The 23,282-nt window shown below is 50.4% G+C and carries 26 protein-coding genes and 1 pseudogene; 12 read left to right on the forward strand and 15 right to left on the reverse strand.

From position 1 onward, the window contains the following. The 7 genes and pseudogenes from ybgC to P0078_RS10005 form a co-directional block, all read right to left on the reverse strand. A complete protein-coding gene (gene ybgC / locus P0078_RS09975; RefSeq protein WP_282934233.1) occupies window positions 1-405 on the reverse strand; it encodes a tol-pal system-associated acyl-CoA thioesterase in 405 nt (134 codons plus the stop codon). A gap of 12 nt (window positions 406-417) precedes the next feature. Beyond that, window positions 418-1,436: pseudogene (ruvB, locus tag P0078_RS09980) on the reverse strand (Holliday junction branch migration DNA helicase RuvB). 23 nt (window positions 1,437-1,459) lie between these two features. Next, window positions 1,460-2,071: a Holliday junction branch migration protein RuvA gene (gene ruvA, locus P0078_RS09985; protein ID WP_282934234.1), complete on the reverse strand. Its 612-nt coding sequence runs from the start codon at window positions 2,069-2,071 to the stop codon at window positions 1,460-1,462. 57 nt (window positions 2,072-2,128) lie between these two features. Then, window positions 2,129-2,656, reverse strand: coding sequence for a crossover junction endodeoxyribonuclease RuvC (gene ruvC, locus P0078_RS09990; RefSeq protein WP_282934235.1), 528 nt, complete (start codon window positions 2,654-2,656; stop codon window positions 2,129-2,131). A gap of 150 nt (window positions 2,657-2,806) precedes the next feature. Continuing rightward, window positions 2,807-3,550 carry a YebC/PmpR family DNA-binding transcriptional regulator gene (locus P0078_RS09995; protein ID WP_282934236.1) on the reverse strand — a complete coding sequence of 248 codons (744 nt, stop codon included), beginning with the start codon at window positions 3,548-3,550 and terminating at the stop codon, window positions 2,807-2,809. A gap of 105 nt (window positions 3,551-3,655) precedes the next feature. Continuing rightward, a complete protein-coding gene (gene aspS / locus P0078_RS10000) occupies window positions 3,656-5,434 on the reverse strand; it encodes an aspartate--tRNA ligase (RefSeq protein ID WP_282934237.1) in 1,779 nt (592 codons plus the stop codon). Window positions 5,435-5,511: 77 nt separating this feature from the next. Beyond that, window positions 5,512-5,784 (reverse strand): FmdB family zinc ribbon protein, encoded by a 273-nt coding sequence (locus tag P0078_RS10005; RefSeq protein ID WP_282934238.1) that lies wholly within the window; start codon window positions 5,782-5,784, stop codon window positions 5,512-5,514. A 287-nt stretch (window positions 5,785-6,071) separates the two neighbouring features. On the opposite strand from P0078_RS10005, the gene P0078_RS10010 reads away from it, so the two are divergent. From P0078_RS10010 to P0078_RS10030, 5 genes are all read left to right on the forward strand, one after another. Next, window positions 6,072-6,470: an HU family DNA-binding protein gene (locus P0078_RS10010; RefSeq protein ID WP_282934239.1), complete on the forward strand. Its 399-nt coding sequence runs from the start codon at window positions 6,072-6,074 to the stop codon at window positions 6,468-6,470. 214 nt (window positions 6,471-6,684) lie between these two features. After that, window positions 6,685-8,412 carry a proline--tRNA ligase gene (locus tag P0078_RS10015; RefSeq protein WP_282934240.1) on the forward strand — a complete coding sequence of 576 codons (1,728 nt, stop codon included), beginning with the start codon at window positions 6,685-6,687 and terminating at the stop codon, window positions 8,410-8,412. 121 nt (window positions 8,413-8,533) lie between these two features. Next, a complete protein-coding gene (locus P0078_RS10020) occupies window positions 8,534-9,100 on the forward strand; it encodes a lytic transglycosylase domain-containing protein (protein ID WP_108731817.1) in 567 nt (188 codons plus the stop codon). A 3-nt stretch (window positions 9,101-9,103) separates the two neighbouring features. After that, window positions 9,104-10,171 carry a helix-turn-helix transcriptional regulator gene (locus P0078_RS10025; RefSeq protein ID WP_282934241.1) on the forward strand — a complete coding sequence of 356 codons (1,068 nt, stop codon included), beginning with the start codon at window positions 9,104-9,106 and terminating at the stop codon, window positions 10,169-10,171. Between the two features lie 178 nt (window positions 10,172-10,349). After that, on the forward strand, window positions 10,350-11,180 hold the full coding sequence (locus P0078_RS10030) for a sterol desaturase family protein (protein WP_282934242.1): 831 nt from the start codon (window positions 10,350-10,352) through the stop codon (window positions 11,178-11,180). 68 nt (window positions 11,181-11,248) lie between these two features. On the opposite strand, the gene P0078_RS10035 is transcribed toward P0078_RS10030, so the two are convergent. After that, window positions 11,249-11,653: a DUF4345 family protein gene (locus tag P0078_RS10035; RefSeq protein ID WP_282934243.1), complete on the reverse strand. Its 405-nt coding sequence runs from the start codon at window positions 11,651-11,653 to the stop codon at window positions 11,249-11,251. A gap of 230 nt (window positions 11,654-11,883) precedes the next feature. Here P0078_RS10035 and P0078_RS10040 point away from each other — a divergent pair, with 230 nt between their 5' ends. The 3 genes from P0078_RS10040 to P0078_RS10050 all read left to right on the forward strand — a co-directional run bounded on the left by P0078_RS10040 (window position 11,884) and on the right by P0078_RS10050 (window position 13,788). Further along, window positions 11,884-12,375 (forward strand): hypothetical protein, encoded by a 492-nt coding sequence (locus tag P0078_RS10040; protein ID WP_282934244.1) that lies wholly within the window; start codon window positions 11,884-11,886, stop codon window positions 12,373-12,375. Beyond that, entirely contained in the window at window positions 12,366-12,740 is a 375-nt protein-coding gene (locus P0078_RS10045) for a peptidylprolyl isomerase (RefSeq protein ID WP_282934245.1), read from the forward strand. Before P0078_RS10040 ends, P0078_RS10045 begins: the two co-directional genes overlap by 10 nt. 304 nt (window positions 12,741-13,044) lie before the next feature. Beyond that, window positions 13,045-13,788 (forward strand): HupE/UreJ family protein, encoded by a 744-nt coding sequence (locus tag P0078_RS10050; RefSeq protein ID WP_282934246.1) that lies wholly within the window; start codon window positions 13,045-13,047, stop codon window positions 13,786-13,788. Window positions 13,789-13,841: 53 nt separating this feature from the next. Here P0078_RS10050 and P0078_RS10055 read toward each other — a convergent pair whose 3' ends face one another. Then, the gene (locus tag P0078_RS10055; protein ID WP_108731811.1) at window positions 13,842-14,318 is read right to left on the reverse strand and encodes an Lrp/AsnC family transcriptional regulator; all 477 of its coding nucleotides are present in this window, start codon (window positions 14,316-14,318) and stop codon (window positions 13,842-13,844) included. A 139-nt stretch (window positions 14,319-14,457) separates the two neighbouring features. Next, complete coding sequence (locus P0078_RS10060) at window positions 14,458-15,657, reverse strand: pyridoxal phosphate-dependent aminotransferase (protein ID WP_282934247.1); 1,200 nt, start codon at window positions 15,655-15,657, stop codon at window positions 14,458-14,460. 593 nt (window positions 15,658-16,250) lie between these two features. Between P0078_RS10060 and P0078_RS10065 the strand changes: the two genes are divergently transcribed. The 3 genes from P0078_RS10065 to P0078_RS10075 all read left to right on the forward strand — a co-directional run bounded on the left by P0078_RS10065 (window position 16,251) and on the right by P0078_RS10075 (window position 18,090). Then, window positions 16,251-16,616: a hypothetical protein gene (locus P0078_RS10065; RefSeq protein ID WP_282934248.1), complete on the forward strand. Its 366-nt coding sequence runs from the start codon at window positions 16,251-16,253 to the stop codon at window positions 16,614-16,616. A 128-nt stretch (window positions 16,617-16,744) separates the two neighbouring features. Further along, entirely contained in the window at window positions 16,745-17,266 is a 522-nt protein-coding gene (locus tag P0078_RS10070) for a S41 family peptidase (protein ID WP_282934586.1), read from the forward strand. Window positions 17,267-17,457: 191 nt separating this feature from the next. After that, window positions 17,458-18,090, forward strand: a complete 633-nt coding sequence (locus tag P0078_RS10075) for a 2OG-Fe dioxygenase family protein (RefSeq protein ID WP_282934249.1) — start codon at window positions 17,458-17,460, stop codon at window positions 18,088-18,090. A gap of 510 nt (window positions 18,091-18,600) precedes the next feature. On the opposite strand, the gene P0078_RS10080 is transcribed toward P0078_RS10075, so the two are convergent. From P0078_RS10080 to P0078_RS10090, 3 genes are all read right to left on the reverse strand, one after another. Then, window positions 18,601-19,359 carry a hypothetical protein gene (locus tag P0078_RS10080; RefSeq protein ID WP_282934250.1) on the reverse strand — a complete coding sequence of 253 codons (759 nt, stop codon included), beginning with the start codon at window positions 19,357-19,359 and terminating at the stop codon, window positions 18,601-18,603. Between the two features lie 34 nt (window positions 19,360-19,393). Further along, window positions 19,394-19,834, reverse strand: coding sequence for a YqaA family protein (locus P0078_RS10085; protein WP_282934251.1), 441 nt, complete (start codon window positions 19,832-19,834; stop codon window positions 19,394-19,396). Window positions 19,835-20,025: 191 nt separating this feature from the next. Then, entirely contained in the window at window positions 20,026-20,499 is a 474-nt protein-coding gene (locus tag P0078_RS10090; protein WP_282934252.1) for a hypothetical protein, read from the reverse strand. A gap of 154 nt (window positions 20,500-20,653) precedes the next feature. On the opposite strand from P0078_RS10090, the gene P0078_RS10095 reads away from it, so the two are divergent. Continuing rightward, on the forward strand, window positions 20,654-20,839 hold the full coding sequence (locus P0078_RS10095; protein WP_238152202.1) for a CPXCG motif-containing cysteine-rich protein: 186 nt from the start codon (window positions 20,654-20,656) through the stop codon (window positions 20,837-20,839). A gap of 21 nt (window positions 20,840-20,860) precedes the next feature. Here the strand turns inward: P0078_RS10095 and P0078_RS10100 are convergent, their stop codons facing one another. Further along, entirely contained in the window at window positions 20,861-22,336 is a 1,476-nt protein-coding gene (locus tag P0078_RS10100) for a cryptochrome/photolyase family protein (RefSeq protein WP_282934253.1), read from the reverse strand. Beyond that, window positions 22,333-23,274: a MerR family transcriptional regulator gene (locus tag P0078_RS10105; protein ID WP_282934254.1), complete on the reverse strand. Its 942-nt coding sequence runs from the start codon at window positions 23,272-23,274 to the stop codon at window positions 22,333-22,335. The genes P0078_RS10100 and P0078_RS10105 overlap by 4 nt, the downstream gene beginning before the upstream one ends. Between the last annotated feature and the right edge of the window lie 8 nt (window positions 23,275-23,282).

Raw genomic sequence — 23,282 nt, forward strand, 5'->3', positions numbered from 1 at the left:
TTAAATAACTGCCTTTAATGCTGAATAAATAGGTTCCGGCAGGGCACAGGGCCTGCGGCTGTCGTCAGCGACACAAGCAACTTTGACCACACCTTCGCAAATTAGCTCATCGCCGCGCCAGATTTTTTGCTCAAAAGTCACTGCGGCCCGCCCCAGTTTGCCAATCGAGGCCGTAGCGCGCAATGCATCATCAAGAAGTGCGGACTTTCGATACTGGATCTCGGCGGAGTGCACGACCAGTAACAGCCCCTGTTCTGGCATCGCCGGCTTATCATACCCGAGGGAGCGCAGCAGTTCTGTGCGCGCGCGCTCCATATACTTCAAATAATTCACGTAATAAACGATACCACCAGCATCGGTATCTTCGATATAAACCCGCAGCGGAATACTGAAAACTTCCTTCACCCCATCCTCTCTCTATTTATTATCGGGCTTCGGCAGGCCGAAGTGCTCATAAGCCAGGCCGGTTGCCACTCGCCCTCGCGGTGTGCGGGCGATATAACCCTGCTGAATCAGGTAGGGCTCCAACACATCTTCCAGAGTATCCCGCTCTTCACTGACTGCTGCAGCGAGACTGTCCACCCCCACTGGTCCACCATCGAACTTCTCAATCATGGCCAGTAGCATACGGCGATCCAGCTGGTCGAAACCACAGGAATCCACATTGAGCATATTAAGAGCGGCATCGGCAATGCCGGAATCCACGGCACCATCACCTTTAACCTCCGCGTAGTCGCGCACGCGGCGCAGCAGGCGGTTGGCTATTCGGGGGTACCCCGAGCTCGACGGGCAACTTCCAAGGCTCCACCTTCATCCATCTCCACTCCCATCAGGCCAGCGGAGCGACGGACAATGCTGGTGAGATCCTCAACGTTATAGAACTCAAGCCTCTGGACGATGCCGAAGCGATCCCGCAGTGGCGAGGTAAGCAGGCCTGCCCTTGTGGTGGCGCCCACCAATGTGAAGGGTGGCAGGTCGAGCTTAATCGAACGCGCCGCAGGTCCTTCGCCGATCATAATATCCAGCTGGTAGTCTTCCATCGCCGGATACAGTACCTCTTCCACATGGGGGCTGAGGCGGTGGATCTCATCGATAAAAAGCACATCCCCCGGCTCCAGGTTGGTCATCAACGCAGCCAGATCGCCAGCCTTCTCCAGTACCGGGCCCGAGGTGGTCTTAATGGCCACTCCCATTTCGGCGGCGATGATATTTGCCAGGGTGGTTTTACCCAGCCCCGGCGGTCCGAATACCAGGGTGTGATCCAGGGCCTCTTTGCGCAGCTTGGCAGCCTGAATAAAGATCTCCATTTGCTCCCGCACCACTGGCTGACCCACATAATCATCCAGGGTTTTGGGGCGCACGGCGCGGTCGTACTGCTCTTCCTGGCCCGAGGGGCCCACGGGCTCCGGTGCCACCAAACGGTCGGCTTCGATCATTGCAACAACTCCAGGGCCTCAGATTAAGCGGGGGCCATTCCCTTAAGGGCCAGGCGAATCAAAGTCGCACTATCGGCATCCGGCTGCTCCTTGCTGGCGCGGGCCACCATTTTACTGGCTTCAGTGGGCTTGTAACCCAGAGCCGCCAGGGCGCTCTCCGCTTCACCGGTGTGATCCACCTTGGGCTCGGCAGCAGCGGCCATCAGGGGGATATCGTTGGCGTCGCCAAAATCCGGGGTCAATTTATCCCGCAGCTCCACGATCAGGCGCTCAGCAGTCTTTTTACCGACGCCGGGGACTTTGACCAGCGCCGCTACATTATCCTCCGACACACAGCGGGCCAGGGCAGCGCCGTCCAGCCCGGATAAAATAGCCAGGGCCATCTTGGGACCCACTCCACTCACCTTGATCAGGGTGCGAAACAATTTGCGGTCCCCATCGCGAATAAAACCATATAACTGCTGGGCAGTTTCGGATACCGCTAAATGAGTGTGCAGCTGTACCGGCTGCCCCAGTGCGGGCAGTTCAAAAATCGTGGTCATGGGTGCGAGCACTTCATAGCCCACCCCCTGTACATCCACCAACAACAGGGGCGGCTGCACTGCGGCCAGGGTACCGCTCAATCTTCCAATCATGTGTTATTCCAGGTTTATATTGTCTGCGCCCTTTACGGGGCCAATTCTACCAGCCGATCACACGCTCAGGCGGCCACGACGAAAACGACTGCGCGCACCGCCAGCGGTAAATACCAGGGTTTGCTCGGTATGCATATGACACAGAGCCACGGCCAGCGCATCGGCGGCATCCTCCTGGGGCGACGCAGGTAGGGACAGCAGGGTTTTCACCATGTGCTGGACCTGCAATTTATCCGCTCCACCGTTGCCGACCACTGCCTGCTTCACTTTGCGAGCTTCATATTCGGCTACTGCCAGACCACTATTTGCCCCTGCCACAATAGCTGCCCCCCGGGCCTGTCCCAATTTCAGGGCGGAGCCGGCGCTCTTGGACATAAAAACATTTTCAATTGCCATCTGAGCAGGCTGGTATTGCTGGGCGATCTGGCTCACTGCATCAAAAATCAGTTTGAGGCGCTCAGGCAGGGCACCTTCGGGAATACGAATCACCCCACTGGCCACATAGCGAGCCTTGCCCCGCTCCACATCGATAATTCCATAGCCCGTTTTTCGCGAGCCGGGGTCAATACCCAGGATTCGGGTCAAAAGGCAGCTCCCCAAATATCTGTATGTTTATATAGTGGTGGGAGTGTCCCAAGGTGAACAGGAAGCGTCAAGGGAGGGGGAGTAAGAAGGGCTTGAAAAGATAAAAAACCAGAGGCGGGACAGTAGCCGCCTCCAGTTACGGAACCGGCTTTAGCCCAGCTCCTCCATCACCTCTGCCGGAATATCCGCATTGGTGTAAACGTTTTGCACATCATCCAAGTCTTCCAGCATCTCGATCAGAGCGAGTACTTTTTCAGCACCGTCTTTATCCAGCGGAATCGTGGTGGACGGAATCATGGCAATTTCGGCACTGTCCGGGGTAAAACCAGCTGCAACCAGGGCGTCCTTAACCGTCAGGTAGTCCTGGAATTCAGTGGTAACTTCAACACTGCCGTCATCGTTGGATTCGATATCCTCAGCCCCGGCTTCGAGAGCTGCGTCCATCAACGCATCTTCATCCACTCCGGTCTCGTAGAACATCTGACCTTTGCGGGTAAACAGATAGCTAACGGAACCGTCGGTACCCAGGTTGCCACCGCGCTTGGTGAAGGCGTGACGCACTTCAGCCACGGTGCGGTTGCGGTTGTCAGTCAGGCACTCCACCAGGACCGCTACACCACCAACGCCGTAGCCCTCGTAAACTACGGCTTCGTAGTTTTCACCATCCGCATTGCCGGCGCCACGGGCGATAGCTTTGTCGATGGTGTCGCGCTTCATATTGGCGCCCAAAGCCTTATCGATAGTGGCGCGCAGCGCCGGGTTATCGTCCGGGTTTGGACCCGATTTGGCGGCTACCGTCAACTCGCGAATGATCTTGGTAAAGACCTTGCCCCGCTTGGCATCCTGAGCTGCTTTGCGGTGCTTAATATTGGCCCATTTACTATGTCCGGCCATTTTCCGTCTCTCTTCAGTCAGTGCGTAGGATGAGCCAAAGAGCGAAGCGAATCGCCCATCACTACGATTGGATAGGCCCGCTTCGCTCGGCCCATCGGGGAAAAATCAGCTGATTTTTTCTTCTTTTTGTCGCAGGCGAATACTCAGCTCACGCAGTTGTTTCGCATCTACAGCACCCGGGGCATCTGTCATCACACAGGCGGCGCTCTGGGTTTTCGGGAAAGCGATAACATCGCGAATAGAGTCACTGCCGGTCATCAACATCACCAGGCGATCCAGGCCAAAGGCCAGGCCACCGTGGGGCGGCGCACCGTATTTAAGCGCATCCAGCAGGAAGCCGAACTTCTCGCGCTGCTCTTCAGCATCGATACCCAGGATGCGGAATACCGCTTCCTGCATCAACTGGTCGTGGATACGAACAGAACCACCGCCCAGTTCGGTGCCGTTAAGTACCATATCGTAAGCGCGGGAAAGTGCTTCGAGCGGATTCTTTTCCAACTCTTCCGGGGTACAGGAAGGCGCAGTGAAGGGGTGGTGCAACGCAGTCAGGCTGCCGTCGTCATTTTCTTCAAACATTGGAAAGGCGACAACCCACAAAGGCGCCCACTCGCTGGTGTACAGATCCAGGTCTTCACCCAGCTTGCAGCGCAATGCACCCAGGGCTTCGGAGACAATCTTGGCCTTGTCCGAGCCGAAGAAAAGAACATCACCGTCTTCCGCTTGCAGGCGATCGAGGATAGCTGCACGGGTTTCAAGCGGCAGGAATTTAACGATTGGCGACTGCAGACCATTTTCCAGGTCAGAGCGATCGTTAACCTTGATGTACGCCAGGCCCTTGGCGCCATAAATACCGACAAACTTGCCGTAATCGTCCAGTTGCTTGCGGGTCAGTTTCTTACAACCGCCAGGTACTTTAATCGCAGCAACACGTCCCTTCGGATCATTGGCCGGCCCGGAGAATACCTTGAAGTCCACCTCGGTCATCAGGTCCTTGATCTCCACCATCTCCAGTGGAATACGCAGGTCCGGTTTGTCGGAACCGTAGCGCAGCATCGCCTGGTAGTGGGTCATGCGCGGGAATTCACCCAGATCAACACCCTTAAGCTCTTTAAACAGCTTGCGAACCATGTTCTCGGTGATCGACATGATTTCCTCTTCGTCGAGGAAGGAGGTCTCAATATCGATTTGGGTAAATTCAGGCTGGCGATCAGCACGCAAATCCTCATCGCGGAAACACTTGGCGATTTGGTAGTAGCGATCGAAACCGGAAACCATCAGCAACTGCTTAAACAGCTGTGGTGATTGTGGCAGGGCGAAGAACTTGCCCTCGTGAGTGCGGCTCGGCACCAGGTAATCCCGGGCACCTTCTGGGGTGGCGCGGGTCAGGATTGGGGTCTCGATATCGAGGAAGCCGTGCTCATCCAGGTAATTGCGGATTGCGGTAGTCAGCTTGGAACGGAAATACAGGTTGTTCTGCATTTCGTTGCGGCGCAGATCCAGATAGCGGTATTTCAAGCGGATATCTTCACCCACCTCGGTGTGCTCATCCAGCTGGAAAGGCACTGTCTCAGCAGTATTGAGGATCTCCAGCTCTGTGCCGTAAACCTCAACTTCACCGGTCACCATATTGGGATTCACGGCCTCCGGGGCACGGGCGCGCACACGACCTGTCACTTTAAGCACATATTCGCTGCGCACGCGATCGGCCATCTCGAAGTGTTCGGCCGCATCGGGGTCGAACACCACCTGTACAATTCCCTCGCGGTCGCGCAGGTCGATAAAAATCACTCCGCCGTGATCGCGGCGGCGGTCGACCCAGCCACAGAGGGTTACTACGCGGTCAATGTCCGCAGAACGAAGGACGCCACAGTAATCGCTGCGCATGGATGAAAATTCCCGTTATCGATAGGTGAAAAGATTAGTTAGAGGGTACACCGCGCGGACAGCCCCGCACAGCTCGCCTAGGCCGTCTTTGCCGCCGCTGTGCCAGACTTGTCGCTTTTGGCCTTACCACTGTTGGCAGAGTCACCGCCAGCGAGGTTTTTCTTGCTACCAGTTTTAAAATCAGTCTCATACCAACCGGCGCCCTTCAGGCGAAATCCAGCCGCTGAGATTTTCTTGCGCAGCTCGGCCTTCTCGCAAGCTGGGCAGTCTTTGAGCGGGTCATCGCTCATCCGCTGCAAAGCTTCCATTTCATGGCCGCAGGCATTGCACTGGTATTCATATATCGGCATTACACAGTACCTGGTGCTTAAAAAAAGGGGGAGAGAGTATACATGAGGCCTACAGAGGTAAGAAGCTGCACGGGTCTTTTCCCTGGGTAAAGCGTCCCATAAAGGCGACGTGAGGCTAAAAAATGTAAAAAAAGCACTATTTTTCTAGTATTTCTTCGTGCGGCCGAACAAAAACTATATATACTTCCCCCATCACCCGCTGAGACACCCGTAACGGATGCAGCGCAGCGGGAGAAAAAACACACTTTTACCGGATATATACCGAACAACAAAGAAGGAAGTAAGCCATGGCTGTCTCCAAGAAAGCTGCTACTAAAAAGGCCCCGGCAAAGAAAGCTGCGGCCAAAGCTGCACCGGCCAAGAAAGTAAAAGCAATCAAGGAAAAGTACACTAAGACTCAAGTACTTAATCAGATTGCAGAAAGCACTGAGCTGTCCCGCAAGCAGGTTCAATCTGTTCTGGACGAGCTGAACGATATCATCGAAGGCCACATCAAGAAGCGCGCAGTTGGCGAATTCACCCTGCCGGGCCTGATGAAAATCACCACCGTGAAAAAGCCGGCTAAGAAAGCTCGCAAGGGTATCAACCCGTTCACCGGTGAAGAGACTACCTTCAAGGCGAAGCCTGCCAGCATCCAGGTTAAAGTTCGCCCACTGAAGAAGCTGAAGGAAATGGCAGAGAACTAATACACTCTGTAAAGCCTCAGCTTAAAAACCCCGCTTATGCGGGGTTTTTTATTCACTCCCATTCCAAGCCAGTGCCCAGGCACCTGCTAAATAGATACCCCGGTATAGCAAAAGGCAATCCGCATTGAGGCAATACTGCCCCCAGGCAATATTTATTGCCCAGCGAATAGCGTAAAATAGCCAGCTTACCCGTAATAGAATCCATATAATTCCTATGCGCGCATCTCGTTATCTCATCGCAACCCAAAAAGAAACTCCCAACGACGCAGTGGTGATCAGCCATCAGCTGATGCTGCGTGCCGGCATGATCCGCCGTCTGTCTTCAGGTCTCTACACCTGGCTGCCCACTGGGTTGCGGGTGTTGCGCAAAGTCGAACGCATTGTTCGCGAAGAGATGGACCGCGCTGGCTCCCTGGAAGTACTGATGCCGGTCGTGCAGCCGGCAGAGCTTTGGGAAGAGTCCGGCCGCTGGCAGCAGTACGGCCCCGAACTCCTGCGCATCAAGGATCGCCACAACAATGACTTCTGCCTGGGCCCGACCCACGAGGAAGTCATCACCGACCTGATCCGCGGTGAAATCAATAGCTATAAGCAGTTGCCCGCCAATTTCTACCAGGTGCAGACTAAATTCCGCGATGAAATCCGTCCGCGCTTTGGCGTAATGCGCGCGCGCGAATTCACCATGAAGGATGCTTACTCCTTCCACGTGAACGAGGATTCCCTGCAGGAAACCTACGATATTATGCACGGCGCCTACTGCCAGATTTTTGAGCGCATTGGCCTGGACTACCGTCCGGTACTGGCAGACACCGGTTCAATCGGTGGCTCCAGCTCTCACGAATTCCACGTGCTGGCGCAGAGCGGCGAAGACGATATCGCCTTCTCCACAGAATCCCGCTACGCCGCCAATGTCGAATTGGCAGAAGCGGTTGCCCCAGCTGGCGAGCGCCCTGCTCCGTCACAGGAAATGCAGGAAGTTCATACGCCGAACCAAAAAACCATCGCCGATGTCAGCGAGTTTTTGAAAAGTAATCCCGCCCACTCAGTAAAAACCCTGATTGTTCTGGGCGAGTGTGAAGAGGGTGAAACCGCTCCATTAATTGCCCTGGTACTGCGCGGCGATCACGAGCTGAACGAATTAAAAGCAGAGAAGCTGGCTGGAATCGCCAGCCCCATTCAGTTCGCCTCGGAAGAGCGTATCGCCAAAGAACTCAGCTGCAACATTGGCTCCCTGGGCCCGGTGGGCATAAAGATCGAGACTGTTGTGGATCGCTCTGCGGCGCACCTGGCAGACTTTATCTGCGGCGCCAATCGCGATGACTACCACTTAACCGGTGTGAACTGGGGTCGCGATGTGGAGTTGGGCCGCGTCGAAGACCTGCGCAATGTAGTGGCAGGCGACGCCAGCCCCGATGGGCAGGGCACCCTGGAAATCAAACGGGGTATCGAGGTCGGCCACATTTTCCAGTTAGGCGACAAGTACAGCCGCGCTATGAATGCCACGGTACTGGATGAAAACGGTAAAGAGCAGGTTATGTCCATGGGCTGCTATGGCATCGGCGTTTCCCGAATCGTCGCTGCGGCGATCGAGCAGAACCACGACGACTCAGGGATTATCTGGCCCACTGCGATTGCACCTTTCCAGCTGGCGATTGTGCCAATCAATATGCACAAGAGCGATGTGGTAAGGGAGAAGTGCGAGCACCTGTATGAGTCCCTGCGCAGCAAGGGTATTGATGTATTGCTGATGGACGAAGCCAAAGCGCGACTGGGCGCTATGCTCGCCGATGTGGAGCTGATCGGCATTCCCCACCGCATTGTTATCGGCGATCGCGGCCTGGAAAAAGGTGTGGTGGAATATAAAGGTCGCGGAGATGCAGAAAGTCAGGAGTTTGCCGTATCCCAGCTCGAAGAAGTGTTATTGGAAAAATTTAATCAATAATTGTCGAGCCGCCCGGTCTGCCCCCAGGCAGGCCGGGACCTCTTACGGCAAAAGTGCTTTTTATCGGCGGCGTCACAAAATCACGCTGCCCATTTTGCCGGGCTTTTCGTAGAATCACCCCATGATAAAAAAAGCCACCGCCCTCTTGTTGCTCTGCCTTACCTGCTGTGCCGCCCAAGCTCAAAGCAGTAGAGCCGAGATCGACCCGGAGTTGCGCCTCGCCCTGCAGGACGCAGTTACCCAGGCCGACAGCTTTGTGGACCGCTTCGATGCGGAAGTGTGGCTAATGTCTAAATCCCAGCCTCTGTCCCGCTATATCAAAGATCCCAAGCGGCGGATGCACGTACTGAAAGCCGTCCACCGGGAGGCAACTCGGGCCGGGCTGCGCCCGGAAATCGTATTGGCGGTTATCCAGATTGAGAGTGCTTTTGACCCCTATGCGATATCCCGAGTTGGCGCTCTGGGCATGATGCAGGTAATGCCGTTCTGGAAAAATGAAATCGGTCGGCCCGACGATAACCTGATCGATATGGACACCAATCTAAGGTACGGATGTACCATTCTTAAACACTACATCAAAAAAGCCAAAGGCAACCTAGCCAACGCCCTCGCCTATTATAATGGTAGCTACGGCCGCCATACCTATAGCAGCAAGGTCCTGGATGCCTGGGCCGAGCGCTGGAGATAAACGATGACCGCCGGCTACTTATTTTTCTCCGGCGGTGCATGCGCTCTTCTTTTATTGGCAGCAACCAAGGTTGCTATACATCATTACAGGCTTGTTGCCGGGCGCTGCTTACTGGCCCTGTTGATAGCCGTGATCTGCTATTTACTCTGGCCCATCCTGCCACAGTTGAGTGGACCTACTGCGCTCTTGCTTAACCTGCCAATTACTCTGATTCCCGCAATTTTTTGGCTGTTTACTCACCTTTTATGCCGTGAGGAAGAGCCTTTTCCCCGGTGGGGCTGGATTCCGATTGGTATTACCCTGGTCATCGGCATAGTGGCCTACCACGCACCGTTGCCATTGACGTCAGATCAGCAATCCCCACTATTTACCCTTTCGCAGCTACTCAAACTCGGCTTAATCAGCCTCGGCCTACTGACACTACAACGGCAGTTTCACCTGGACTTGGTCGCAGAGCGCCGACGCCTGCGCACAACCCTACTTATCGCCGTCGGCGCCTATATGCTGGTGGTAATTGGCGCAGAATCTATCTTTGCTTACCGCCCGCTTCCCAACGGTGTACCGACACTGCACGCACTATTTGCCAGCCTGTTGTCACTGGTTGCCTGCCTATGGTTGCTGGCCCTTTCCCCCAGCGCTCTGGGAGAATCCCTGCCGCGCCCGAAGAGCAGCGAGCCAGAGGAGGAAGAACAGCCTTTAGCTCCGCCACCTGAACTGGATGAACAACAGCAAACCCAGCTGCAAAAATTACAGGAACATATGCACAACGGTGGTTATCGCCACACCGGACTCACCATCAGGGAGCTCGCGGAGCAGTTGGATATTCGCGAACATGTGCTGCGTGTGCTGATTAATCGCCACCTAGGTTATCGCAATTTTAACGAATACCTAAATCAGTTTCGTATTGATGAAGCCAGTAACCGGTTGGCAGATCCGGAACAGGCCCATTTGCCAGTACTCACCATTGCTCTGGACATCGGCTATCGCTCCTTGAGCCCATTTAACGCTGCTTTCAAGCGCCGTCACAGCCAAACCCCCACTGAGTACCGCCGGGAAAAGCTGCCCGCCTGAATCTCCTCTCCTGAAAGAATCCGTCAGCATTTTTTCATATTCCGTAAGCCCGCAAAGTAAAAGGCTCCCAGACTGGGAGCGCGGTGAAAGCGATTTTCCCGCTGCGTGCCCGGCTCACCGAGACCCGATTTAACACCGGTGAGTCTCCCTTCAATAGAAGAATAATGATGGTGAGAATATGGATTTTTTAGTCGACATATCCCAGGACGGAGCCAAACATTTCCAGTTGAGTTTATTTCGCTATGTGCTGGCCGCTTCAGTAATGAGTATTTTGGCCGGCTGGCTATTTCGCACCTGGATGAACCGGCGCCGTATCCAAAAGCGTCGTGCCGAGTGGAAAGATATTCGGCGGGAGGTGAGTTATTCACTATTAACGGTGTGTATCTTTACCCTGGTAGGGGTTATTACCACCATGATGCACGATCTGGGACTGACAAAATTTTACTGGCAGTGGAGCGATTATCCACTCTGGTGGAGTATTGCCAGCCTGCCAGTAGTGATTTTGATCCACGACGCTTATTTTTACTGGACCCACCGAGGTATGCACCATCCCAAGGTATTTAAACACTTCCACCGCCTACATCATCAGTCCAGAACACCCACGCCCTGGACGGCATACAGTTTTTCCGTAGGTGAAGCGGTCCTGATGGGCGCTTTCTCTCCCCTAATTGCCCTGATACTGCCGCTTAATCCAACTATTTGGTTCACCTTTTTATTTATCAGCATCTTCCGCAACGCCATGCTGCACACTGGCCGCGAGTTCCACCCCCGCAGCTGGGTCGACGGCCCTATGGACAGGCTCACCACCACGACTCACCACGACTTGCACCACCAGCGCTTCCAGGGCAACTACGGCTTTTACTTCACTTGGTGGGATCGCTGGATGGGCACAGAATTTAAGGACTACAAGCAGGTCTTCCGGCAAGCGGTGGATGGGCAATTACACGAGGGAGAAAAAGAGGTGGAAATAGACAACAGCGCAGCGGAAGGCGTAAAAGCTCACGCTTAACCCACTCAAATTACTTAAATGGGTGCCGGGGTTCCCCCGGCTCCTTTCTACTAGCCGTAACAACCGTGTTAATGGCCATGCTGTAAAGGCAACCAGCGGGATTCTCGGTAACAGTAAAGTCCCCAGATCACAAAGACGACTTCGATAGCAAAAAGCACTAAATTGCGCTGGTCAAAACCACTGATAAATAACATTCCGTAGAGGCGCCCAAGAGCGAAGCCGATATAGGCGATAGACATCGCAGCGTAAGCAACCCTGCGGTGCGGGCGCATAGCCAAAGCCACCAGTAGAATCACCGCGATGGCCAACATAAACCCGCCATAAGTGGCCATAAACTCGGGCATGGCTTCGGGGGTATCAAATGAAAAATCCACTTCATTCGCAAGGCTCTGCGGTTTAAACAGGGCCCAGAGGCCAATAGAAGCAAAAACCAATAGATTGAGTGTCAAATAGACTCTTCCCAAATATTTCAATCGATTCTCCCCTCTAATTTCTGTTACTCACCCCTATACAAGGGGAACACCGCTTTGGAGTACTGTCACAGTATATATGAGCCACACCCCGCCATACGCCGGAACAATTCACCAATTTGGTACAAAGCGATGGATTTATCAATATTTTCTTACTGGCAAACTGAGAATGTCTTTCCATAATTAGAATCCACAGCGCAACTCCGACCCACTCCAAAATAAGGGCCGCGCTTTTGAATACCACTACCTTCCTCAAGTCATTGGCGAAAGAGCCCCTGCTGTATTTTATTTCGATCGCCATAATCCTATTGGGATTGGGAGAAATCCTGGAACCGCCTGCACAAGAGATTGTTATCAGCGAGGGGCGCGTCGAACATCTACGTTCGGTGTTTGAGCGCAAGTGGCACAGGTACCCCACTGATAGCGAGCTGGAGCAACTTATTGAGAATTACCTAAGAGAGGAAATACTTTACAGGGAAGCGCTTGCCCTGGGATTAGCCGAGAACGACACAGTAATCCGCCGCCGCCTGCGAATGAAAATGGAACTTACGGCGCGTAATTTCGCTGACACTCAAGACCCAGGCGATCGAGTATTGGAGAAATTCCTTCAAGGTCAGGCTGATAAATACTGGCTTCCCCCACCCTATCTTTCCAACAACGATTTTTCTCAGTGGATCTGGCCTCATCAGATTCACGTGATTTTAACGACTTACTCATGCAGCTAAACAGCGGTCAGGCTTCGCCAATGATTGGGGATTCAACCCTACTGCCAGCTGCTTTTATCGACACTTCAGAGCCACGAATAGACAGGCAATTTGGGCTGGGATTTTCCGCTCAATTGTCCAAGCTGCCGGTTGGCGAGTGGAGTGGTCCAGTCCGCTCGACCTTCGGCGATCACCTGGTCCTCCTTGAGGAAATCAAGTCCACCCAGCTACCGGCATTGGCTGAAATACGCAGCCGCGTACTAAATGATTGGCAATCCCAGGCGCAAAAGAAGATTCTGCAGGAGCAGTATCTCCAGTACCGTAAAAACTACGAGGTCACTGTCCACAAGCCGGATAACTTCTCAGCCGAGGTTGCCGTCAAGTGATGCACATCCGGCCACTCCTGTTCATTCTACTCCTCAGCTTTACTCCAATACTATCTGCCCACGAACTGCGCCCGGCTTACCTGGGCATCACTCAAGTTAATGCACAATTATTTAAAGTACTTTGGCGATTGCCCGCACAAGGCGATCTTCGCCTCGCTCTGAATGTCCATTTGGACCAAGCTGCCTCCCCCTAAGCCAACCCAGAGCGCAAATAAGTAACGGCTACTACACAGAGTACTGGACCATCCATCACCCCAGGGAGCTACAACAGCTGTCGATTCATATCGATGGCCTACAGAGCACTATGACCGATGCGCTAGTGCGGATCTCCTGGTTAGATGGGCGTGAGCGAGTTATCCGACTGACACCAGACCAGCCAGAATGGACCCTTGACCAACCCACTAGCGAGTTCCAAGTCGCTCAAACTTACTTTGTGCTGGGCGTTGAACATATTCTTCTCGGTGTCGATCACTTGCTGTTCGTTTTGGCTCTGATCTTACTCAAACAAAGCCTTCGCCAGCTGATCGGTACTATCACTGCTTTCACTACCGCCCACAGTATTACCTTGGCAGCTGCCGTACTGGGCTATATCCATCTGCCGTCGGCGCCAGTGGAGGCGATTATCGCCCTCAGTATTTTACTGGCAGCCAGAGAAGCTGTACGCCAGGGGCATGGTGTTTTCAGTTTGACCAGTCGCTACCCTTGGGCAATTGCCTTTGCTTTTGGACTTTTACACGGTTTGGGTTTTGCCGGTGTACTGGGGGAAATTGGGCTTCCCCAGGGGACTATTCCCCAGGCATTACTGACTTTTAATCTCGGTGTGGAAGTGGGGCAATTAGTATTTATCACTGCTGTTCTTACAGCAATCAACTTGTATCAAAAGCTCCTTAAACTCTGGCTAGGGTATGCCATTCGGAACCGCGAACAATACTCTTTCGGGGAGGGTGGAGGTATCGGAATACCAGTCGCTACGGTGGTCGCGTATACGCTGGGGGCCATTGCCTGCTACTGGGTGATTGAGCGCAGCCTGCTTATTGTTTTCCCATAACAGAGAACATTAACCGGCGCCCTGCAAATCACGGGCACCGGTTAATTTAAGGCTCAGTCCTGAAACAAGAGTTCCAGTGGGTAGCCGGTAAAAGGCTTGGTTTTCTCAATCACCAAATGAGAAGTCATACGGGAAATCGCCGCCTCTTCATTGGCCAACAACTGCTCTGAGACTCGATTAAAATCTGCTGCGTCTGGGCAGACGAAATGCAGCATATAGTCGAACTCACCAGACATCTTCACACAGGAAACAATCTGTGGAATATCGCTAATAATACGGCGAAAGTTCTCACTGGTACGGGCATCCTGCCGCTTAAGCGCAACGTTTACATAAAACTCTGCATGCCGAACTTTATCCAGGTTTATCTCGGCAAAGAACTCGCGGATATAGCGCTCACTGGTCAGGCGTTTAACCCGGGCCAGGCAGGCACTTTCCGATAATCCAATTTTTTCACTCAAATTCAGGTTACTTGTACGTGCGTTTGATTGCAGGGCCTGCAAAATACGCAAATTATGCCGGTCAATTTTCACGGAGCTATTTTCTTTTGAATCTGAAAGGGGGCAAGGATAGCGGTATTCGCCGGTGGCATAAACATTACAGCCACCGGCATGGGAAACTTGTCATCACTTCAAAGGCGATTTTGGCGACAACCAGCCTCCCGGCAAAGGCCTAACCGGCCTGGCGGTTACCACTGGTGACGAACTGTTCAATGCGATCCAAGGCCCGCGACAACTCGGCCTCATCAGCCGCCAGGGTGAGGCGAACATGATTCACTGAACTGCTACCAAAGGGCGCGCCAGGCAGTACCGAGACCCGCTCAGCATCCAAAAGGGCTTCAGCGAAGGTTTGCCCGGAGCTGGATACCTTGGAGACATCCACCATAACAAACATCCCAGCCTCAGGGCTGTAGCAACTCAAGCCAGGTATCTGGCCAATCCTCTCAACAATCAGGTCTCGACGCTGCTGATAGGCATCCCGCATCTGCTTCACGAAGTAGCTATCAAACTCCAAGGCAAAGGCTGCAGCCTCCTGGATGAACTGAGGGCATCCAAAAATTGTCGCCCCTGCAAAAGCAATCAAACGATCTACCAGGGGACCACGAGCCACTGCCCACCCCAGGCGCCAGCCACTCATGGCGTGGGATTTGGACAAGCCATCAACCACAACAATATTATCCAGCGACTCCGCTGCTGTACGCAGAGAGGTGTGGCGGCGGGCAAAGGTGATCATTGAATAAACTTCATCACACACCAGCCAAATATTGCGCTCGCGGCAGTATGCCGCCAACTCGCGCAATTGTTCAGGGGTAGCCATCGCGCCAGTCGGGTTTACCGGCGTATTGATCATAACGACCTTGGTCTGCTCGCTGATGGAGGCCTTGATAGCGTCGACATCAAAAGCGAAATTAGTCTCCGCCGGGCAGGTCACCCGTTTTACTGAGAGGCGCAAGGCATCACAAATGGGAACATAGCCGATATACATCGGCTCGGGAATTACTATCTCCTCACCGGGGTTTAGCAGGCAGGCAAGTACTGCGTAGATAGCGTTAGTTCCACCGGGGAAAACAACAACATCATCCGGATTACAGGGGTGGGGAGAGACCTTGCTCTCGATGTCCGCGATAGCCCTGCGCAACATTGGCTCCCCGGCCGCAGGGGAATAGTGGGTGCGCCCCACTCCCAGGCGAGCGCGGGCAAAGTCGAGGATCGGCTCGGGGGTGTCAAAGTTGGGATCACCTACACAGAGAAAGATGACATCCTCCCCTTTATTGGCGAGATCGTGAGCCCGGTCACTCACAGCCCAAACATTGGCGTCCTCACCATTCAAAGCCTCACTTTGCAAGCTGAACCTGGGGATAAAATTTGTCACGTTTTTCACTATTTAGCAGCCATTTATAGGGGCTAAGGTAACAACCATCGGAGTAATCGGTGCCGCTATATGACCGTCAATTTCGCATTAGAGGGAGCTTTTCTCAGGTATTCCCGCAGATAATGCGGGGGCCAGTGTGTTCGCGTGGATCGCGACTAGAAATAGATTTTCAGTCTCAGTTACTCAGGTCGATCCTGGCGCCCCAGAGAGAGCGAGTAATGAGTAAAACTTAAGCAAGGTATCACCCCATCCCACCCCATCCCACCGCATTTGAACACTATTAACCGGAGCCAGGAAAATCCCAGGGCTATGGACAAAGCTTCATTACGATGTTCTTTTTTGATATCCCGTCCGCTCCCCATGCCCCTTTCACCTGACTCGCAGCAATCTCCCTCAAGTTTTCGCTGTATTTAGATTAACTTTAATCTTCAAAGATAGAGGGCAAACTCCAATCCCGGTATAGGTGCAAAACTGGCCCCTTAGCGCCTCTGGATATACTTAGTGTTAACCAGCTTTGATCTTCCGAGACTATCTATTACGGCTTGATTGCGTGTTATCGTTAACACCTAAAAACCAATAAGTAAATTTAAATCATGGATAAGATGAAACAATTACTAACCTTACTTTTGCTCTCCTATTCACTTACGGCAATCGGCACTGAAATTTCTCAGGAAAGGAAGTTGGAGCTTATTAATTCTATCGAGAAAAAGATTGCCTCCAACTATGTCCTGCAAGAAAACCTGGAAGCGATTCACTCTTCATTAGATAAAGTTGCAGAGTCAGAGGCATTCAGACAAGCCACTGATACAGAGTCAGTGGCTGGAATTATTAAATCCGCCTTAACAAAGCATGATAAACACTTTGGCGTAAGCTGGGATGATCCAGAATCTCCCCAACAGCAGCCGAAACACGAGGATTGGTTTAGTAAGCTCAGTAGAAAAAATTCTGGATTTACCTGAGTCGAAGTTTTAGAGGGTAACATCGGCTATATTGATTTCTGGGGGGTTGACCATGTTAACGAGGAGTCCCAAGGTCGAGTGGCTGCAGCTATAGTGTTAATCCAGGATACTAGCGCTATTATTTTGACCTGAGAAAGAATAGTGGTGGTAATGGCTTTATGGGCGGCCTTATCAGCGGTTATCTTTTTGATAAACCCACCCACCTCAATAGCATCCACTGGAAGCCAGCAGGCAATATTACAGAGATTTGGAGTCAGGAAAAGGTTCAGGGTAAAAAGGTAGCAAATACCCCGGTATATATATTAACCAGTAGCGATACCTTCTCAGCAGCAGAGGCCTTTGCGTACTATTTAAAGCACCTGGAGCGTGCAACCATTATTGGAGAGGCTACCAAAGGTGGAGCAAATCCCTGGCAGTACTTCCCCCTTGAGAATGGCTTTAAAATAGCAATCCCTATCGCCAAGGCAGTCAATCCGATTACCAAAACTAACTGGGAGGGGACTGGTGTAAAACCAGATATCGAGACATCCCGGGAGAAAGCATTTTCAACAGCCTATAGGCTCGCCTTACAAGAGGCCAAAATCTCTACTGCACACCCGGAACATTTAAAAGAAATCCAGCAAAAGCTACAAGATTTCGTTAGCCTTTAAATTACCTCACTCTCCTTACAATAAGTATTCAGTCTATTAAATCAGGAGGGAGGCCTAGCCATTAGCTTCCCTTCCCAGATTAATTTAATATCTTACAAACAAAAAACGGCGTTTAAAAATTTTGAAGAACAGTCATTTACATTAAAATCCTATTGTAAACCTCATCTTATTCGTATTATGAGGCAAGTCAGATGTTTCAGTTTACCCAAATTCGTAGACATATCCCTGAGGATCTTGAGGACAGCTTTGCTCGACTCCCTCCAGATGAATATTTAAAATCCCAATATTCATATCGTTATCGAACATATTGCTCAGGATTATATCGTGGCAACTCAATCGAATGGAGCTCTAGTACCATTTTCATGCAAAGTAAAACGATTAACAAATACCTCGGGGATATAGAGCGTCACTACCCCGCACTGGAACCAAGTGCTAGAATATTTTCGCAGAACATTGTAAGGCACCTAGTATCCAGCCAATATATACCGGCAAACGAGTATCAGGTCGGATGCCACCAGATAAGAGTTCGTGCTACAGATGAATTCAACGCTTATCCCACCCCTGAAGGTTTTCACCAAGATGGGTTTGACTATGTAGCGATTAATTGTATTAATAGGAATAATGTCAATGGAGGCGAGTCATTCATCAGCAGCTTGGATGAAAATGAAATTATATTTCATGGCACACTAACCCCAGGAAAAGCTTTAGTTTTGAACGACAGGTCACTCAAACACTACGTAAGCCCCATCACCCCTCTTTTTCCAGGGGAGGCTGTTAGAGATGTTGTGGTAATTACATTACACAGCAATACAATCAATATATAAAAATATGAAGTTTACCCAATCTAGATCACATGGAATTATTTTTAGATTCAAAAGACTGGCCATCCAAATCAGTCTACCTTTATCTCTATACCTAACACTAGCTTATATATTTAAAGCCCCATAAGAAACGGAAGTCCTAGAAATATATCTAGTAGGATTATGTTTAATCCCAGTGCTGACCACACTCTGGCTATTAATATTTAACTCAGGAAAAGGAAAGGTAGACGAGTATAGCCTTGAGTTCACGAATAGTCACATCATCTATAGATCACTCTATGGCAATATAATCATTCCAATGTCAGATAAACTTTCAATTAAAACACACGGCAAACCACCTAACTCCATTTCCATAACGGGACACAACCACTCAGCCCATGTTGATTTAAACCTATTTTCATCACAACAGAGAAAGGAAATTCTTAAACAATGTCATTTTCTAAAAAATAACTGTCAAGATTAACCTTAGATACCACCACCTTCACTGTCTAGAGCCATAACTGCATAAACTCATTAAGGCTCACACTTCTCAATTACAAGAAGTTGATTTTTATCATACAATCTGGAGTTAGCTCTCAGATGGTTAGCATACCCTATCAATTCACCTAGAGCATTAACAAAAAACCTTTTGACTTTTAGATTTACATTTTTATAGTCATCAACAGATTGGAAAGCCCCACTTTCAAAATCAACAAAAGCTCTCTTTAAGTCTGAACTTGAAATACTCTGGGCCATTCGTACCCCTGAGAGAGTTACAATATAGGTACCTTCATCATACTGGCCAATATATAGGGAGCTACATCTCATGGCCCCATTCTCTATATCGTAAAACCCCTCCTCCATATCTAAAAACTGTTTGTAATCACCAAGAATTGTTTTAACCTCATTACAAATATTTTGATCTATTAGAGGCAATAAATCTAATTCTTTCTTATCAACCCCTTGTGTAACAAGCCCATACTCAATTACTGAGCAAAACTTCGCAACCTCTTCTTTATGGATTAAAGACAGCTCTCCATCATCCCCCACTTGAATAGAAAAGGAAAAACTAAACTGATTTAGAAAATCCACTTTCGACAGGAGATGGGAGTTTCCTTGGAACGAGGTTAACCAAGTGCCAAATGCATTAGGATACTCAACCAAGTAGATGCCCGGTTCCACTTCTGCCAAATCAAGTATAAAGCTACAATCGATTGGCTGCCGCTCTGAAGGAGAGCCTGACTTCATTTTAAATATATCTTTTCTTCGTACTTCAAATTTTTGTGAGAACACTCAAATAAATTCTCTTATTAACTTAATATCCGCATCAAGATGCTTGCAAGACCATATAGTAAACCACCAGATAGCGTAGACATTTACCCGTGGCAACCAACAACAAAAACCAAACCAAGCGAATTCTTAGAATACCAGCCATTACAGTAAGGGGATCACCAATAATAGGCACCCAGGAAAAAAACAGGGAGAATACCCCATATTTTTTAAATCTCTGTTCAGCCTTTACAAATTCCTCTTCAGACATTCTCAACCATTTCTTGATCATGCCCAAGCTGGCCCAGTAGCCTAATGCATAATTGAGAAGAGAGCCCGCTACATTCCCAGTAGTGGCGACTATTATCAGGGCCCAAGGGGAGAGGCCCTGGAGCAATAGACCAGTCATTACAATTTCTGAGCTTAGCGGCAGAATGGTCGCTGCCAGGAATGCTGATACGAAAAGCCCCAAAAATCCAAACTCAAGAAAGTACCCCATAATGACGACTCATGCCTAGCTAAACTCGGCATTCCTTCTATCTATACTTATAATTGCGCCACTATAATCGAAAAAAGGGGACATCCCAACAACCCCCCTCATCAGTGTTAGCGATACTAGTCACAAGCCTCTACTTTTTATATTCACCCTTGTTAACACATTTTAGAATTCATAACCTTACACAGACTTACTTAGGCCCAAGTACAGACCCGCTCACCCGAAGTCGAAATCAGTGTCCATCCCATAATCCTCCAGCCACCTTTCAGTTTTGCTATCGACAAGATATTGCAGGCAGCTTTCCTACTCCTTTCTTTTGATTTGGATCGCTGAAAAACAACAAGCGATGTTGCTGAGCCATCTTCTGAAACATAAATTTTCTCTATATATAATCCAGAAAATGGATATGTCTCTAGATCCATAGTTTTACGCAGCTGGCCGATAATTACGGGGATTAAATCGGGATGATTAGACAACCCCGGCTGCTCACCGATAAAAAATAAAGGGGATTGAGCAAAGTACTTCTTCAAACTACTCGGCGGAGATGAACTATTAAATGTGCTGTAAAAATTTTTAATAAGATCAGAGACTTCACTGCGCGAGCTTGCATAAATCTCAGATGAAAAGACAATAAATACGACAACCAACAGCGCCATAGCAATTTTCATGGCTACCACTTCCTATTTTAAGGAGTTTCTGAGTAACTCTGCAATTAGAGGGGACTGACTAAAGGTTGAAGTATAGTTATGCTATTAATTCGCCTGGACTAAAGAAGGGAATCTTACAATCACCAGACGGAGTTATCCTGTGCCAGAGGTAATAGTGGAGAGAAGTATTTACTGCCCTTATTGCGGTGAAATCATAAAAATACTGGTTGATTCATCAGTTTTGCCTCAACAGTACACTGAGGACTGCCAAGTTTGCTGTAGACCTATCGTTTTCTTTGTGGAACTCGATTTAAATGGCGAGCTATCTATCGTGGCTCATACTGAGGATGAAGCGTTCTAAGTCGCATTGTCGCACTCAAATTCACTTCAAATTGGCAAAAACTTCAATGGCTCGCTTCCGTCCAGCCCCCACATCGCAAATCACTTGAGGATAGCCTTGAGTCGGCGGTGGATCGTGTATGGCTTTGTCGCTCAGCTCCTTTAGCTCAGGTACAAATTTTCGGATAAAATCTCCATTGGGATCAAAACGTTGCGACTGACTATAAGGATTAAATACACGGAAATAGGGTGCAGCATCAGTACCCGTGGAGGCAGTCCACTGCCAGCCCCCATTGTTGGAAGCAAAGTCTGCATCAATTAAGCGCTGCATAAAGTAGCGCTCACCCCAGCGCCAATCTATCAGCATATTTTTACTGAGAAATGAAGCTACTATCATACGCAATCGATTATGCATCCAGGCAGTCTCATTTAACTGTCGCATCGCTGCATCAACTATCGGAACCCCAGTCTCCCCCAAAGTCCAACGCTCAAACTGATCCTTATTGTAGGACCAGGGGATTTGGTCAGTTTCCTGCTTGAATGGCCTCCCTTTACTCAGACGGGGAAAGTCCACCAACAAATGGGTATAAAACTCCCGCCAGATTAATTCGCTAATCCAACAGGCCGCCCCATCATCTCCACCCAGCCAACGCCCCTCATTCATATCCAACGCCATTGCTATACATTGGCGAATCGAAACAGCACCACTATTTAGGTAGGGGGATAAGCAGGAGGTACTATCAAGTGCTGGAAAGTCTCTCTCTGCCTGATAAGCAGATATTTTTCCACCGAACTTCTTGAGCCGTTTCAGTGCCGCCTTTTCTCCTGCTTGCCAACCTTTAATCAGGCCTGCATCGTCGATCTTATCTATCGAGTATGTCGACAGTTGCGTTGGAATCTTTTGGCTCAATTTCTGCCCTTCAGATAAAGAAAGCCACTTTCGCCAATGTGCTTCATTTTCCCGGGTAGAAATTTTCCGAGGCTTAGGCAAGGTTTTTACTTCACTATCGGCACACAATTGAATCAGTGCACGCTTGAAGGGGGTAAACACCTTGTAGGGTTCCCCTCCGCCGGTTCTTACTGCTCCCGGTGGAAGCAGGGTGCGGTCACTATAGAATTGAACCTGGACCCCCTCATTTGTCAGTAAATCTTTTACTGCATTATCACGGCGCAACTCATTGAGTGGATATTCAGCATTCGCATAGAGAGCATTGATATTCAGGCGCTCAACTATTTGCTGAAGAACCCCTGGAACCTGAGCAAAAGTAGGAACTTCAACGAAGTACAGCGGTATATTGCGCTCCTCTAATCCATCTTGTAATTCACGCAAACAGGCGATACGAAAAGTCACCAGCGGATTGCCTTCATCCTGGCTCTGCCAGGTATCCGGACAGGCAATAAATACAGCAGCCACCTCCTTACATTGCACACTGGCTTGGTAAAGTGCTGAATTATCATTGAGGCGTAAGTCACTGCGTAGCCATACCAGGCCACGCGGCAAAGTCACTGGGCGGCTCATAGCTTTAAAGACTCCCGCAATTGTGTAACTGCACTCTCTGTATTTCCGGCAAGTACTTTTGTTAAAGGGAGTAGGTTCAGTTCAGTCAAAGCCAAACGCTGCACTTCAATAAAATCACCCGCAAGCCACAGAGGATCAGTCATCCCCTGAACAGCACTTGGTAGCTCACGTTCAAGAATACTTTTCGGCAGAGCCTTGTGGCTATAGCACAGTACTCCCTGAGCACCCAGTTTTTTGACTGTACTTCCAAGCTCCAATAATCCCGCAGGATAAGTCAGGGTAATGACCTCTATTCCCGCGGCAAGGAGTACCGCAATAAACATCTGTATAAATGCCTGTTGGCCCTGAATGCCAATTTCCAGTAAAAGAACACGGGGCTTCGCCTGGGACTTGTCTTTGTCCAGGTTTTTCCTGGCCATACCATTAGCCAGAAGTAGCTGTTCCTTTAACAGAGGCCAGAAAAATATCTGCGCTCCATGGGCTTCAGGTAGGCGAAATCGCTCAAGCCGCACATGCAAAGGTTTCAGCCAGTGCTCCAACAGCAAAGCGGCAGGGAATGAGGAAAACCATTGATCGAGACGGCGGCGCAGCTGGGGTTCTGCAAAGTCTCTGAGAAGACTGGAGGTTTCATCCAGCATAGCCTGCCAATTGTTTTTTCCATCGCCTGTAGTCGCTGGCAACCCCAATTTGTCCTGCTCTCGCGCTAACAAGTTTCGCACTTGACCAATGGAAACGCCCCTGGCGAGGCATTGCAGGACCTTTTCAATCTGCTCGACTTCCTCTTCACTATAAAGGCGATGCCCTTTGCTGGTGCGCATGGGTTTTAGTAAACCATAGCGGCGCTCCCAGGCCCGTAAGGTCACGGGGTGCACCCCGGTCCTCCGAGCTATCTCACGAATCGGAAAATAGTTTTTTTCAACAACTTCTGGGTCGGACATGACGCTCA

This window comes from Microbulbifer sp. VAAF005, assembly GCF_030012985.1.
Taxonomy (GTDB): Bacteria; Pseudomonadota; Gammaproteobacteria; order Pseudomonadales; family Cellvibrionaceae; genus Microbulbifer.

Bases quoted from the DNA above. Each gene is read 5' to 3' on its own strand.
- ruvA (WP_282934234.1), bottom strand. From the start codon at position 2,071: ATGATTGGAAGATTGAGCGGTACCCTGGCCGCAGTGCAGCCGCCCCTG.
- P0078_RS09995 (WP_282934236.1), bottom strand. From the start codon at position 3,550: ATGGCCGGACATAGTAAATGGGCCAATATTAAGCACCGCAAAGCAGCT.
- aspS (WP_282934237.1), bottom strand. From the start codon at position 5,434: ATGCGCAGCGATTACTGTGGCGTCCTTCGTTCTGCGGACATTGACCGC.
- P0078_RS10005 (WP_282934238.1), bottom strand. From the start codon at position 5,784: ATGCCGATATATGAATACCAGTGCAATGCCTGCGGCCATGAAATGGAA.
- P0078_RS10010 (WP_282934239.1), top strand. From the start codon at position 6,072: ATGGCTGTCTCCAAGAAAGCTGCTACTAAAAAGGCCCCGGCAAAGAAA.
- P0078_RS10015 (WP_282934240.1), top strand. From the start codon at position 6,685: ATGCGCGCATCTCGTTATCTCATCGCAACCCAAAAAGAAACTCCCAAC.
- P0078_RS10020 (WP_108731817.1), top strand. From the start codon at position 8,534: ATGATAAAAAAAGCCACCGCCCTCTTGTTGCTCTGCCTTACCTGCTGT.
- P0078_RS10025 (WP_282934241.1), top strand. From the start codon at position 9,104: ATGACCGCCGGCTACTTATTTTTCTCCGGCGGTGCATGCGCTCTTCTT.
- P0078_RS10030 (WP_282934242.1), top strand. From the start codon at position 10,350: ATGGATTTTTTAGTCGACATATCCCAGGACGGAGCCAAACATTTCCAG.
- P0078_RS10045 (WP_282934245.1), top strand. From the start codon at position 12,366: ATGCAGCTAAACAGCGGTCAGGCTTCGCCAATGATTGGGGATTCAACC.
- P0078_RS10050 (WP_282934246.1), top strand. From the start codon at position 13,045: ATGACCGATGCGCTAGTGCGGATCTCCTGGTTAGATGGGCGTGAGCGA.
- P0078_RS10065 (WP_282934248.1), top strand. From the start codon at position 16,251: ATGGATAAGATGAAACAATTACTAACCTTACTTTTGCTCTCCTATTCA.
- P0078_RS10075 (WP_282934249.1), top strand. From the start codon at position 17,458: ATGTTTCAGTTTACCCAAATTCGTAGACATATCCCTGAGGATCTTGAG.
- P0078_RS10085 (WP_282934251.1), bottom strand. From the start codon at position 19,834: ATGGGGTACTTTCTTGAGTTTGGATTTTTGGGGCTTTTCGTATCAGCA.
- P0078_RS10090 (WP_282934252.1), bottom strand. From the start codon at position 20,499: ATGAAAATTGCTATGGCGCTGTTGGTTGTCGTATTTATTGTCTTTTCA.
- P0078_RS10100 (WP_282934253.1), bottom strand. From the start codon at position 22,336: ATGAGCCGCCCAGTGACTTTGCCGCGTGGCCTGGTATGGCTACGCAGT.
- P0078_RS10105 (WP_282934254.1), bottom strand. From the start codon at position 23,274: ATGTCCGACCCAGAAGTTGTTGAAAAAAACTATTTTCCGATTCGTGAG.